Below are 14,220 nucleotides of genomic sequence, written 5' to 3'. Positions count from 1 at the left end.
TGCCATGACCTTTAAACTTGTTAGAGTGGAATGTTGGTGGTTTAACTTGTACTAGTCCTGTTGCTCTACCTTCATTGTAGCCGTCTGTACCACCTACAGCGTTAGCATTACCACTAGACTCTGTATCAATCTGTTTAATCCAAGCATTTACATACTTAGCTGATGTTGGAAGTCCGTTCATCTTAAGTGCTTTGATTACTTCGGGTTTCCACTTACTAGCTGATTTACTTCCTCCACTTTTTCCATTATTCTTCTTGAGCCAGTCTAATGGGTTTATAGGTACACCATTCTTTTGTACCTCAAAGTGTAAGTGAGGTCCTGATGAACGACCTGTGTTACCTGATACACCTAGATAATCACCAGGTTTAACGTTCTTACTACCTTTAAAAGCATGTTTACTCATGTGACCATAAATAACTTTAGTAGCACCACTTACGATATCAACCATGTTTCCAAACCCACCGTTCCAGCCTGTTCTAGCTGTTGCCTTACCAGAAAAGACTGAATACAATTTGTCATAAACATAGTTCAAGTCTATACCGTAGTGAGGGCTATCGAATGGATAACCAGGAGCTTTACCGTTAGGACTGAATGGGAAGTTAATACCTTTAGAGAGGTCTATATAACTACTATCTCCATCTCCACCACTATCATCAAACCAACCTGTAAGAAGGTCTTTCATACCTTTCTTTAATCCTTTGTAAGCCCAATCTATTGTGCCACCCATAGCACCACCGATATCATCAAAGTTAACACCGAAATGTTTTAGCATCTTGTTTATTAACTTCATAGGGTCTTTTGCATAGTCCCAAACATCACCGATTGCTTTACCAAAGGCATCTTTAGCTTTCTTAGCTTGTTTTTCTGTCCAGTTCCAAGCACCTTTAGCTCCGTCAGAAATTGCAGTTAGTGGATTTCCTCCACCACCTTTTTGCTCAGCAACGTCACCATGTACCTCATCATGCTTTTTATGTTTTCTTGCTTTCTTAAGCATATCTTTATTTAAAGTACCTGTAGATAAGTGAGGTAGTAATGATTTAGTTTGTGCACCGTTGTAAACAGCGTCACCACGTCTCAATCTAACTTGCTTATTACGTCCTATTGGCTTTTCAACTTTTCCACCTTTACGATAGATAAGTTCTCTATGTCCATTAGCACCACTAGCGTTACCTAGTCCCTTGTCATTAACAATTGCTTTAGTTCCACGTTTAAGGAATCCATTACTATCAGTTTTAACTTGTGGGCTCATAGCTGTACCAGTTGATAGTTTAGGTATTTTCTTCTTGATTAACTTTTTATTCATAATCTTATCTGAAAGTGTGTTGATACCATCTATCATAGCGTTTAACAGTTGTGTTACGATTAGGTTCGTTAATCCTAACCTTCTATATATTTCTATATAGCTCAGACTATATCTTCACCTTAATATTGAAGGTGTCTCCCATTTCCACTCACTTGAGTGTACGTCATTATGACTAGTCGTTACACTTTACCTATATAATAGGTCTTAGCTCGGTATTGTCTTCAACATCACTTGTTAAGAGTTCCACCGAATTAGAGAGATTTTCTTTAAGTATTTCTACTTAAAGGGGCTACAATTTAACCCGAGATAGCTCCATTAGCTACGCCTTTACCAACTTTACTTGCTACCTTCTTAAAGCCTGAAACTGAGTCACCAATAAAGTCCTTAAGTTTTCCAATCCATGATTTACCAGCATTGAACATTCCTTTAAACCCGTTAACAATACCGTCTTTAGTCTTAGTAATTAAGTTTATAGCATTGTCTTTTAATGCTTTAAAGTTTCCTGTTACAGCGTTCTTAAGTCCATTAACTATTCCTGTTACTATTTTTCTTAAAGTAGTAAATATAGCTCTTAAAGTTGTGTATAATAGTTTGATTGTCTTAACTACAGCGTTCTTTAAGAATGTGAATGTAGCTCTAACTGCTTTAGATAATCCACTAGCTATAGCTCTCAATACTTTAGACATTGTAGTAAATATTGCTCTTACTACCTTAAATAGTAATTGAACTGTTTTAACTACAGCGTTCTTTAAGAATGTGAATGTAGCTCTTACAGCTTTAGATAGAGCACTTACAATAGTGCTTACTACTTTTCTTAATAGTTGGAAGTTATTTCTTACTAACGTATATAATAACTTAACTGTTTTAACTACAGCATTTTTCAAACCAGTCCATATTGCTTTTACTACTTTAGAAAGTCCTGTAAAGATTACACGGACAACTTTAGAAAGAGTTGTGAATGTTGCACGGACTAATATTAGAATTAATTTAACTGGATTAGTTACAGCTAGTTTAACCATAGTCCATATAACTTTAGTAAATTTGAGAATATTACCAAATATAAATTTAATGAACGTCCATATACCTGTGAATATCTTTTTAACGATACCCCATATACCTGTTAAGACGCTTGAGAATGTTCCTCTAACGCCACCTAGTGAACGTGTAACAATTCCTTTTATTAATCCAAAGCCTAGCTTGAATATGCCAAATATTTTCCCTACAAACCATAGTTGAACTAGGTTCCATAAGAATGTGAAAGCACCCTTAAATATTTGTTTTACGCCTTCCCACATTAAACTAAAATCGGCAGTAAAAATACCAGTGAATACCTTGATAACGCCCATGATAACATCTAGAGCACCTGTAATTATGCCCTTAATATTGTTCCACACTGAAACGATAAGAGATTGAATTAATAACCAACCAACTTTCATTATTCCAGTGATAACAGGCATCACAGCTACTACGATATTCTTAATGACACCGAATGCTGAGGCAAATCCTGTACCTATGCCATCTATAGCAGGTTTACAAGCCTCCCATAAAGCTACAAATCCAGCTTTGATATTGCCAAGTGCCTCCATGAATTGAGCTCCATTTTCAGCCCAAAAATCACCTATTGTTTTCTTAAGTTCACCACCGAATTTTACGATAGCATCTATCACAGGTTGTAAGAATGTTTTAATACCTTCCCACAATGCTGACAATCCAGTGACTATAGCACTAAAAGCACCATTAACGATATTTCTAAATGTTTCTGATTTCTTATAAGCAATAACTAAACCAGCAACAAGTGCACCTATAGCTAGAACTGTTAAACCTATAGGGTTAGCTACAGCTCCAATTACAGCACCCGTTTTAGGCATTAATGCTGTGAATCCTTTTAATACTGAACCAGCATTTTTAGATTCTACAGATAATTTGCCCATGAAACCTGTAAAGGTTCTCAATCCACCGAATGTACCAGCAAGCACACCAGCAAATTTACCGAATATTGTTAGTACGGGTCCAAGACCTATAAGTATTAAGGTGCTCCATTTCATGATACTTGCAATTGATTTCTGTGTACCTTTATCTAAGCTATTAAACCAATTCACAATACCACTGATAGCATCTGACATTTTACCTATACCTGTTGCTAGTTTTTCACCTGTTTCTTTAGCCCATTGTTGAGCTCCTGGTGATTGTAGTAATTTTTCAAACTCTCTTAATGAGCCTTTAGATTTCTCAAAGACACCACTTAATAAACTTTCACCTATCATACCAATATAAGCTTTAGAGTTTTGCCACATACCTTTGAATGACTTAGAATATGCACTACTCATTCCACCAGCAAAATCTTCCATGACAGTTAAGAAATCTTTAGAACTTACTTCACCATCTGTAACCATCTTTCTAAATTCTTCTTGTGGTACTTTTAAATGCTTAGCCATAGCTTTAGTAAATCCAGGCATTCCTTGTTCTACGGAATTTAATTCCTCAGTCATAAGTTTACCTTGACCTTGTACACGGTTAAATATCATTGCCATTTCTGAGACAGGTCTATTTGCCCCTACACTAGCATCACCAACAAGTTTAATATACTTTTCTAGTTCTTTACCTTCTTTTACTCCTGATGCCAAGGCTCCAGCAGCTACATCAGTACCCTCAGCCATTGTAGTCATACCACCCTTGATACCATTAGCTACTTGGTCTGATATCTTACCTACTTCTTTAGTTGAATAGCCTAGACCTTCTAATTTAGCCTTTGCACTATCTAATCCTACTAATCTATCAAAGCCTAATTTAGCTGTCATACCTGCTAGAGCACCACCAGCTACCATTGCAGGCTTAGTGATACCATTTGTTAATGTTTTTCCTGTAGAAGTTAATTTACCTGATACTGTATCTAAGCCACTGCTTATTTTTCCAAAACCATCACTAGCTTTAGTCCATTTAGAGTTAGCTATCTCTTGTTGTTTGGTAAATTCTTTAAATGCGTCTGATGTATTATTCAAATCATCTTTTAAGAACTTTAATTCTGTAGCTTGTCTATTATATTCAGCTCTTAGTGCTTGAGCTTGTTTACTATTATGTCCTTGTGCCTCTGCTACTGTATGGTACTCGTTTTCTAAGTCCTCAACGTTCTTAGTTGCTACTTGAATAGCACTATCTAATTCTTCTAATCTTCTCTTATAACTCTGTGTAGATTTTTCTGTATACTCAAAGTTTTTACTACTTAATTTAAGGTCTGAATTGAGTGTTCTAAAACTACGCTTAAGTTCCGTAATTGTTCTACCTACACCCATATCTTTAAGGGATAAATCTATTCTTAGACCTTTTATTGTTTCAGCCATTTATTTGTTCCACCTACCTTTAAAATTTATAAATCTTAATCTAAAAAACAATCAATCATTGATTCACATTTGTAATGTACAGGGGCAAATAAAAAAGCTTTTATCATTGATTTTTCTACCATTATTTTTCACCCCCTATATAAGAATTAAGATTTTAGGTAGGCTTACATAAACGCATCTAACATTGACTCTTTGTGTTCTACTTTCTTAACTTCTTCTGATAAGTCAGTAACCATAAAAGCATAAGGAAGGTTAAGAACTTCATTCATGTCCTTACCTTCCTTTGTCATGTCTTTTATTAATTCATTCAATTGACCCTTGTACTCTTTCCAAGTCTTAATTTCTTGTGATTTAATCTTAGGATTACTTTTAACTGTGTCCTCTATTTCATCAGATACTTGATTACCACTAGCAACAAATAGAATTTGTTTGTATAGTTCGGGTACAGCTTTATGACTTGGTAATCCATCTATGAGTTGGTTTTTACTAAACTGTTCATCATAAATTCTTACAACTAGGTCTAACATAAGTTGAATATCATTTGTATTAGGGTTATCTTCAAGAATAGAAAGAAATGAAACACACTCATAAACTAGAGAGAGTTTAATCATTGGTCGAGTAACAAATGTCTCTTTTCTTAATGGTTCACCTGTATCACTAAACTCAACTACTAGCTCTATTGAACTGTTTTTCATTCCTTATTCACCTCAGATTATTTTAAAATTTCTTTTAGCTTAGCTTGGTTTTCCTCTGATACTTTACCTGTTGAGATAAATTCAATTTGTGCTTGTAAAGTCTCAATAGCATCAGGTGCATGTAATCCATTCTTTAATTCCTCAGGTGTGAATTGGTTATTGTATAAATCACACACTACTTTCAACATTTCTTGTAAGCCTTCCATTTCAGATTTTTCCTCAACTGATTCTAATACTGTAGATGCCTCAATTAATTTTGAGAATGGAATAAATCCAGGTGTTACGTATACCTTTTTATCTTTAACTTCACCGTTTTTGTCTACTTCTGTAATTAATTCTATATAGTTCTTTTTCATTATTTATTGCTCCATTTCTTTGTATGTTTTATTGGTTTATTGGTTTTTAATTATCAAAAAAGAGAGGCTAAAATTAGCCCCTCAATTGTGTTACTCTTCTGGTTCTTCCGGTACTTCTGGTTCAGGCTCTTCAACTGCATTAACTGTTATTGTTGCAGTATCTACCTTATTACCATCTTGTGTTGTTACTGTGATACTTGTTTCACCTTCTGCAACGCCTGTTACTGTACCATTACTTGATACTGTAGCGATTGCATCATCAGAACTCTTGTAAGATACTGATTTATTTGTAGCTGTTGATGGTGCAACCGAACTATTTAATTTAGTTGTTGCGTCTACATCAACACTTGCAGTTTTAGGTGAAATGGTCACACCTGTAACTGAGACAGGCTTAGTTTTGAACGCTGGTACGTCTACTTTTTCTGACTCACCATTTTCATTTTCAAATGATACTTGATAAGTACCTTTAGGATAATCAGTATTAGCATTTAAGCTATCAATTGTGACTTTAGCTTTACCATCTTCTCCACGTTCAGCTGTGCCTACCACATCATTACCTTTATATACTTTTAATGTGTCTGACATTCAATATTCTCCTTAATGATTATTTTGTTTTCCCCTATTCAGCAGTAATAGATGCTGAATTAGTATCAACATCTACCACTAAATTATTGGGGGTCTTAGGGAGTTTCTTCCTCAGGCTCTTCTTCACCTGAACCAGCCTCAGGGTGTGGTTCACCGAATACAGCCTTGTAGATAGCGTCACGCATCTTAGTAGAACCAGGCTCGTCATGTCCTAATAACATTGTTTGCTCTTTTTCAAAGCCTTCAACCTTAGCTTGCATGAACTCACCAGTTGAACTATCTTGTGAGAACTCAACACTATCCTCTTTAGTGTTTCCAGAGAACTCAGGAAATGTAAAGATACCTTTAGGTAATCCAACATATTCAGTAGAACCGTCTTCCATAGTCTTAGCAAACATTACTGCTACATATGGAGGTGTATCGTTACCTACACCAATTACACCATTGTCAGATTTAGTTAAGCCAAATAATGCTGTTCTATCTTCTAATGGTAATTTGTGGAACGTTGATTCTAATTCTACTGTACCGTTAGTTACTGCCATTTCCATTACTTTGTTACTACCATAAGCTTTTTCAATTGATTGCTCTTTAGATACAGAAATTTCCTGTAGTCCATCAATCTCTTCAACCTTAGATACTTCTGAGCCTTCTACTTTATAGTCAAAGCCTGTTAAACCTGTAAATGCTCTATAATTTTTAGCCATTTATAATTGCTCCATTTCTTCTTTGTATATTTTTCCTTCAAACCTCTTGGTCTGTCGGTGTAATTTAAAATCTTTGTCCCAATCGGGTCTGACCCCTGTACCTGTATCTAGGAGCCCATTACTTCTTAAAACTTTTTGGACACGCAAAATAAGTCGTTCACAAAGTAAACGACCACTAACACCTTTATTCTGTTTTACAAACACATCAATCTGATACAAATACTCATACGTTAGGTTTTCGTTATCTGCATAATCACTAGGGTTAGGTGAAATTAAAGGGTCAATAACAATAGCTGTAGTTTCTATTGATTGAGCATTAGGATAATCTTGAAACTTAATATCTTTCTTATCCACGTGTTTCATAATCTCAGTATCAGCTAATAGAGCGTTGTATATATCCATTGTTACGTCTCTCATAGAGCACGCTCCAATTGTTTTTTGACTTCTTTGAAATATACTTCTCTACCAGTTTTTAAAGCTGATTCAATAACACCTTTACCTCTAGGGTTCACCCAATTACCACCACGGTCATAGTGACCAAATTCATTTAAACTTACAATGTAGTAACGTTTAGCTTTAGAGCCCATATCCCAATGTATTTGTACTGTTCTTGTTCCATTAATATTCTTAGGTTCGGATAATGTAATATCTCGAACTGTTGCTCCCGTATCTTCAAATACAGACATTCTTTTCTTAAGCAATTCAACTACTTTATTACCAGCTACTATTAAGCTTGCATCTGTAATACGTTGCATCTGCTTTTTACTGAACTTCTTATCTAAATATTGCTCAATCTCTTTGATACCTTTTACATTTACCTTCATTGAGCCTCACCAACTAACTTTAAATAGTTGGGTTCTTTATCAGGGGCAATGTTTTTGATATTAAAAGAAATACCTGTATATAGTCCCGAATTGATAGTAAACGTATGGCTTACTTTCGGGATATAATCAGGCATTGGGTTACGTATGATTAAGGTTGTGTTTGTTTTACTTGTTTCTAAGTTTCCTAGTTGTACGTCCTTTGCTGACGGTTCATATATTTCACAAAAGGATTGAAATACTTCTGTTTCCTCTTCCCAACCAGCCTCAGGGCTATCATTAGAGAGTTCATAAAAGGTTACATAGTTTTTAAGATTCTTCAATCTACTCATGATATGCACCTCTCATTTTTTGAATAGCACTCAGTACACTATCAGGCATTGATACCTGTGCTACATCTGAGTAAGCTAATCTATTTTCAAAATAAAAGGCTGTAAGCATTGCTACAGCTTTTTTATAGTGACTATTATTCTCAAAAAACTCATCATTTCGAGTAGGTGAAGTTGAGACTGAATCCTTTATATCGTCCTCAGCCCAACTCTTGTACTCTTTTAATAATTCATCTTCTCCAGAATGGGTAATTCTTAAGTGTAGTTTAAGAGTTTCTAATTCCATCTACCAACACCCCTATTCAGCAGAGATAGTTGCAGATTTACTGTTAGCAGCTACCTCGACATTTTGGGGTGACTTAGGGTGTATCAGTTTCTGCTTTGTAAGATACAAAATAGCCTGCCTCTTCTACAGCCTTAACAACATCAAAGCGTTGTGCAATTCCTAGTAATTGACCGTAGATATCGTTATTAATCCAGCGTACTGACGCTTGTGCTCTATCAGCAAATAAGATAGCATGAGAAATATCTCCAATGAAAGCTTTAGCCTCACCTTTAGCACCTAGTAAGTTGTCTGCAATTACACGTACAGGACGACCTGAGATAGATTTACCTGATGGGCTAGTAATATCAGCTTGTAAGATATATTGACCATTCTTATCTTTAAGAGTATCTAATACGTTAAAGAATGTTTGAGACGCTACAATAGTTACATTGTAAGCTGGGTCTAAATCTACGTTTAAGATTGTTTTAATTCCATCTGTTCCATCTACTTCTTTAGCTGGGAAAGTTTTCATTACGTCAGCAATTGCTTTATTAGTTGTGTTTAAACCAATTCTAGCGTTATTGTCTGCAATGATTTTTCCTAAGTCTGCGTCTGAATCTTGTAGTGATTCTTCTGAAACAGCTACGCTACCACGGTAAGTTTCTACTTCATAAGCAACCTTTTTGAATTTAGGTTTAGCTAATTCAGGGTTTTGCTCTAATTCAGCAACTGAGTGCATAACTTCCGTAGCTGATTCTAATACAGGATAAGAACCTGAACCTGATTTAACTTGTACTACGTTTGTAAAGTCTTTTAAATCTGTTACTGTTTCAGGTAATTCTACTGGTTGTGTAGAGATATCCTTAGGAATAACTGGTTCAGCATCAACCAATTTAACTCCGTCACGTACAGCACCTTTTGATTTGATATATTCCATAAATGAACGTACTTCTTTGTTTCCTTGCTCTTCCGTTACTGATGGTTTAAATTCATTAGTCATATTTCTTTGTTCTCCTTGTCCTTGAGCTTTAGGCTCTTCGTTAGTTTTGTCTTTATCTTCGTCTTCGTTTTCGTTCTCTTCGTCTTTAAGTTTCTTAACGTCTTGCTCTACTTTTTCTATACGAGCGTCTAGCTCTTTGATTTGAGCCATAGCATCTTTAGCCTCTTCGGGTTTCTCATCTTCGATTGCCTTTTCAGCTACTTCAACTTGCTCAGCTCTTAGTGAACGTAATTCTTTGATATCTTCCATTAAGTAAATACCTCCGTATTAATAAATACTCATATTTGAGTATTACCTTTATTTAAGTCATAAAAAATAGACTTACTTTAATTTAAGTAAATCCAATTGCATTCTTAATAACTCATTTTGTTTTCTAACTTCTTCTTGTTGCTTAGCTTTAATGTCAGCTAGTTCTTGTTCTTTAATTTGTTCAATACTTCTTAATGCTGGAGCCACTTGTGTGTCATTGTAAGCTGGATAAGTAACTACACTTACATCAAACAATGATTTAATTTTTCTTAGCGTTCGTTTAAATAATCCATCTTCTCTTTTTTCAAACTCGTCTCCATTTTCATCAAGAATGAAACCAAATGAACATTGGTTAATGTTACCTAGTCTAATATTCTCATATAAGTCTTTAGCGTATGTTGTATCAGGTAATTGTGTCCTAAAGTATAATCCTTCATCATCAACTTTAAGCTCTAATGTTTCTGACGTTGTACGTCCTAAGACTTTTGAGCTGTCATGGTCTATTAAACAGCGTACATCTGAAAGGTCAGCCTCCTTTAAAGCCTCGGGTGAAATTTCTTCAACAAAGCCACCCAAATCATTAGATAGTGTATTGAATCTGAGTGCGTAACCTTCAACTATCATCTTTTCATCATCTGTTGCTTTAATAGTTTCCATAGCTCTAATTTCTCTATTGCTCATTAGTAATTTTCACCACCTTCCGAATTATTAACTTGTGGTGCTTGATTATTTACACTTGTTTTTCTTAATTGGTAATCATCAGCCACATTTAAGTTAATATGGTTAAGGTCTACCCTGTGATTAGCTCCTAGTCCGTCAGGTATTGGTTCATAACCTAGTTGCTTACGGTACTCATCTAGTGTGATTCCACCTTTATCTAGTTGAGTATTAATAAGTTCAACATGTTCCTTCCAATTAACTGTTCTGTATATCTGAGTATCGAATACAAACTCTTTATTGTACTGGTCTTTAGCATTCACAAGTTTAAAGTTTAATTCTGCTGTAATTACTTTCATATATGAACCTAATGTATTTAATAAGTAATCATCTAATGAACTCTGTAAACTTACGTTAGGGTCATTTAAGCCTAGTTTAGCTAACGGTAAACCGAATGCCTTAGCTATAGCTTTAGTGCTTGCTGTGTTGTTATTAATCACGTTTAGAATGTCTGTATTAATCTCTAGTTGTTGAAAATCCATAGTCTCATCTAAGACTAATACTTTACCTGCTTGGTCTTCTCCACTGTTAGCTTGTTGCCACTCATCTTTAATTTTTTTCCTAGCCTCAGGTGATAATTTACCATCACGCATTTTTAAAACTGAGCCAGCTTGACTACCATTAGCAAAGAAATTAGAAAAGAACTTCTTACTAAATTTCTGTGTGTTCATATCATCATGTAAAGCACTCAAAGCTGTAATAGGATTAATCCCATCTGTACTAAATGGCATAATACAAATTACGTCCTCAAACTTAACCCGTAATGTCTTTCCATTGTTTGTAACTTCGTAATAGTAGCCTTTCTTATCATCTTTTAATTTTATTTGACTTGTCTTAACATGATATAAAGCTTGTACTTGATTATTAGGGTTACGCTCAATCTTTATATATCCTTTACCAGTTAACAAGGCACTCATCATAACGATATTTTTTAATTGATAAGCGTTGTAATACTTATTGGGTGCTTGATTGAGCAGGTATTCAATTCTGTCTTTGTCTCTATAAATTCCATTCTCTTTTACTCTTATATCTAGCTTAGCTATGTCCTTTGCAATCGTTGTAATAGCTGTAAATATATCTGAGTTACGTAAAGCTTTGTGTTCGTCCCAATTCAAAGCTGTTAATGGAATAGTATGTGTTGGGAAAGCTGAAAATACATCACCCGTTGATTGTGTTTCTACTGGATTAATATTTCTAGTTTCCCCTTTAAAGAATATTCCCATGTTTTAATTGTCACCTCCCTTTATTGTGGTGGTTGGTTGTTACTTGCTTGTTCAAATTGATAAATGAGAGCAACTAAAATAAACGACACACCTGTAGTAGCTAAGCCAAAGACTAAGCCAAGGTATAAATAACTTGCTACGTTTATTAGTGTTAATCCCATTAAAAAAAGAATGGCTACTAAGTGTGTAACTATCCCTTGTCCTAATACTTTTAATAAATTCAATTGTTAACCTCCTAGAATCCGAAATCATCACTTAAAATATAATCTTGCATATCACTAGTAAATGCATGGTTTCGTGCTTGTGTAAATGCTGTGACTAATGCCACTAGAGCATCAATCTTATTTCTGTTTATCTGTTTAGATAATATAATGTTATTGTTATTGTCAGGCTTAGTTATAGCGTTGTTGATTGCTAAGTTTAAGTTAGGGTTTTCATGGTGTAGTATCCTTTTCTCTAGTACGTCCAACTTGAACTGTTTAAGTGCTGGTGACATGTTCTTATAATCTTGTGGAACCTGTACTAATGGATAGTCTGTTTCTTTTTCCATCTTAGTTACAAAGTAAGAACTTTCCCAACTGTCATAACAAATTGCCTTAACATTTAAATTATTCTGTTCTATATAATCAACTAACCAATAATACAATTGTTCGGGGTCTATAATGCCACTATCAGCTGTTGTAATAGTTGCCATTCCCATATCAGCTAGTTTTTGATAATCAATTTTATCTTGTTGTATCTTATTCTCTAATCCATTCTTTGTACCAACGAATACATGACTATCAACAAAGTATTTTTTATTATCTGTTGGATATATAAAGGATAATGCTGTTAAGTCTTCACTTCTAGATAAATCGACACCGATATAAACCTCTCGACCTTTAATATCTAACTCTGAATCTGTTCTACAAGCGTCCCAATCACTAAACGCTATAAATGTATCTTTACTTGCCTGTCTCCATAGATTAAATGACTTAACATACAATGAGTTTAATTCATTCTTGTCTATACCTTTCTTAACTTCTTTAGTTAAGTTAGCTGTCATGATTTCTCCTTGTTCCTCATCTTCAATTAAAGGATTAGATTTAATCCATGTCTCAGGTTCATGCATTTCCCTTTCAGAATCTTGTTCAGCACAGAAAATGAAATAGTTATCATTGACTAAATCACCGTCAAGCACCTTAGTAATATATTGATACTCTTCAAAGAATGGGACATTCAAGTTTGTACCAGCTGTTGATATGAAATATAAACTTGGATTCTTAAGTAATGTTTGTCCACGTCTAATACCTTCATATACTTTGTTATCTTTAAGTAAATGAGCCTCGTCTATAATGCCTGTACTAATCTGTTCACCCTCTAAGTTATCAGCCTCTCGACTAAATGCCTTTATGATTGAACGGTCTTTAGTATTGATTAGCTCATGTATACTTGGTGTTAGCTTAGTTATTTCTTTTACTTTTTCTGATTTATTTCTCATAGCTTGCAATTGAATATGAGCATCATTCCAAGCCTTTGTTGCTTGTCTTTGAGTATTAGATACAATTGCTATAGTTCTTTCATACTTAGGCTCTGTGCCTAGTAACAAATCATGCATAGCTATACCTGCAAGTAAAAGTGTCTTACCATTCTTACGTGCCATACTAATATATGCCTCTGTAAATCTCCTATTTCCAAAATCATCTACCCAACCAAACAAGGAACCGATTATAAAACATTGGAATTGTTTAAGTTCCATATCTCTCATTGTCTTAGGTACGGGTAAAAGCTCTATAAAGTTAAGTACCTTTTCTGCTTTCTCAACATCAAAGTGATAACTGAATACTTTTAAATTCATATCTCTTAAATGTCTCTCAGCTGATTGTATATTCTTTTTACTTGCTACTATTTCACCATTAACTACTTTTTTAGCGTAATCTGTTGTTCTATCCACTTGTTTTATCATAAGAAATCACTCATTACATCCTTTTCTTTATCTTCTTTCTTAGGTGTTACAATTTTCATTCTTGAATCTAAAGATAAGCCTAGTTTAGGAGCTATTTGGTTCATAGCTGTAATACTATCTCTTTGAATAGTGTAGTATGGTGATAATTTAGAGCCTCGTTCTGTTTCTACTACTTTCTCACGTACTAAATGTTTACTAGCGTCTATATAGTTTGAATAAGTCTGACAGTACATAGCTATCAGGGCTAAATCTAAACTTGCTATATCTAACTCTTCTAGTAATGGGTATATTCTTTTATATTCTGCTTTAGCTACTTTGTCTAAGAAGTTAGGTGGTGTTTTCTGTAAGGGTGTGAGCTCTTTAAGAGCCTCCTCAGTTGCTTTAAGTTCTTCTTGTACTTCTTTTGTTCGTCTTGTCTTTTGTTGGTCTAAAGTTTTCCTAGGTCGTGCCATTAGTTGGGCTCACCCCTTTCTTGTATTTAATTATACTTAACTATTATGTAAGAGTAATACCGAAGTATTAACTAAAAGTAACACAATTTTCCAATTATAAATCAACATTCACACGAGGAATACTCGGGGTCGTTGTATAGAGTTCTCGAAAACGTTGGGGCTCTAAGGCTCAGCCCCTTTTCATTTTTTAAAATTATTTTTTATTTTTTTCTTCTCTAAAATTTTTCTGTCAACCAAA

16 protein-coding genes are annotated in these 14,220 nt (G+C 34.6%); all 16 read right to left on the bottom strand.

Annotated elements, in window-relative coordinates:
• A partial coding sequence (locus tag LQ682_RS13115) for a M23 family metallopeptidase (RefSeq protein ID WP_239724564.1) occupies positions 1 to 1,339 on the bottom strand: 1,339 nt, incomplete at its 3' end.
• 260 nt (positions 1,340 to 1,599) lie between these two features.
• Complete coding sequence (locus LQ682_RS13110) at positions 1,600 to 4,641, bottom strand: phage tail protein (protein ID WP_239724563.1); 3,042 nt, start codon at positions 4,639 to 4,641, stop codon at positions 1,600 to 1,602.
• 164 nt (positions 4,642 to 4,805) lie between these two features.
• Complete coding sequence (gene gpGT, locus LQ682_RS13105) at positions 4,806 to 5,336, bottom strand: phage tail assembly chaperone GT (protein WP_239724562.1); 531 nt, start codon at positions 5,334 to 5,336, stop codon at positions 4,806 to 4,808.
• A gap of 17 nt (positions 5,337 to 5,353) precedes the next feature.
• On the bottom strand, positions 5,354 to 5,692 hold the full coding sequence (gpG, locus tag LQ682_RS13100; protein WP_239724561.1) for a phage tail assembly chaperone G: 339 nt from the start codon (positions 5,690 to 5,692) through the stop codon (positions 5,354 to 5,356).
• Positions 5,693 to 5,782: 90 nt separating this feature from the next.
• Positions 5,783 to 6,277 carry an Ig-like domain-containing protein gene (locus LQ682_RS13095; protein WP_239724560.1) on the bottom strand — a complete coding sequence of 165 codons (495 nt, stop codon included), beginning with the start codon at positions 6,275 to 6,277 and terminating at the stop codon, positions 5,783 to 5,785.
• A gap of 95 nt (positions 6,278 to 6,372) precedes the next feature.
• Complete coding sequence (locus LQ682_RS13090; RefSeq protein WP_239724559.1) at positions 6,373 to 6,981, bottom strand: major tail protein; 609 nt, start codon at positions 6,979 to 6,981, stop codon at positions 6,373 to 6,375.
• Complete coding sequence (locus LQ682_RS13085) at positions 6,982 to 7,398, bottom strand: hypothetical protein (RefSeq protein WP_239724558.1); 417 nt, start codon at positions 7,396 to 7,398, stop codon at positions 6,982 to 6,984. It abuts the gene before it with no gap.
• Positions 7,395 to 7,805, bottom strand: a complete 411-nt coding sequence (locus tag LQ682_RS13080) for a hypothetical protein (RefSeq protein WP_239724557.1) — start codon at positions 7,803 to 7,805, stop codon at positions 7,395 to 7,397. Before LQ682_RS13080 ends, LQ682_RS13085 begins: the two co-directional genes overlap by 4 nt.
• Positions 7,802 to 8,134 carry a hypothetical protein gene (locus LQ682_RS13075; protein ID WP_239724556.1) on the bottom strand — a complete coding sequence of 111 codons (333 nt, stop codon included), beginning with the start codon at positions 8,132 to 8,134 and terminating at the stop codon, positions 7,802 to 7,804. Before LQ682_RS13075 ends, LQ682_RS13080 begins: the two co-directional genes overlap by 4 nt.
• Positions 8,127 to 8,417 carry a head-tail connector protein gene (locus LQ682_RS13070; RefSeq protein WP_239724555.1) on the bottom strand — a complete coding sequence of 97 codons (291 nt, stop codon included), beginning with the start codon at positions 8,415 to 8,417 and terminating at the stop codon, positions 8,127 to 8,129. Before LQ682_RS13070 ends, LQ682_RS13075 begins: the two co-directional genes overlap by 8 nt.
• Before the next feature lie 73 nt (positions 8,418 to 8,490).
• Complete coding sequence (locus LQ682_RS13065) at positions 8,491 to 9,645, bottom strand: phage major capsid protein (RefSeq protein WP_239724554.1); 1,155 nt, start codon at positions 9,643 to 9,645, stop codon at positions 8,491 to 8,493.
• Between the two features lie 72 nt (positions 9,646 to 9,717).
• Positions 9,718 to 10,326: an HK97 family phage prohead protease gene (locus tag LQ682_RS13060; RefSeq protein WP_239724553.1), complete on the bottom strand. Its 609-nt coding sequence runs from the start codon at positions 10,324 to 10,326 to the stop codon at positions 9,718 to 9,720.
• A complete protein-coding gene (locus LQ682_RS13055) occupies positions 10,326 to 11,585 on the bottom strand; it encodes a phage portal protein (RefSeq protein ID WP_239724552.1) in 1,260 nt (419 codons plus the stop codon). The genes LQ682_RS13060 and LQ682_RS13055 overlap by 1 nt, the downstream gene beginning before the upstream one ends.
• A gap of 20 nt (positions 11,586 to 11,605) precedes the next feature.
• Complete coding sequence (locus LQ682_RS13050) at positions 11,606 to 11,809, bottom strand: hypothetical protein (protein WP_239724551.1); 204 nt, start codon at positions 11,807 to 11,809, stop codon at positions 11,606 to 11,608.
• A gap of 11 nt (positions 11,810 to 11,820) precedes the next feature.
• Positions 11,821 to 13,530 (bottom strand): terminase large subunit, encoded by a 1,710-nt coding sequence (locus LQ682_RS13045; protein WP_239724550.1) that lies wholly within the window; start codon positions 13,528 to 13,530, stop codon positions 11,821 to 11,823.
• Entirely contained in the window at positions 13,527 to 13,982 is a 456-nt protein-coding gene (locus tag LQ682_RS13040) for a phage terminase small subunit P27 family (RefSeq protein ID WP_239724549.1), read from the bottom strand. The genes LQ682_RS13045 and LQ682_RS13040 overlap by 4 nt, the downstream gene beginning before the upstream one ends.
• Positions 13,983 to 14,220: the final 238 nt, after the last annotated feature.

Origin of the sequence: Mammaliicoccus sp. A-M4 (assembly GCF_022386955.1) — a bacterium.
GTDB lineage: Bacteria > Bacillota > Bacilli > Staphylococcales > Staphylococcaceae > Mammaliicoccus > Mammaliicoccus lentus.
The sequence above is the reverse complement of the archived record's forward strand: the minus strand, read 5'-3'. Positions and strand labels throughout refer to the sequence as shown.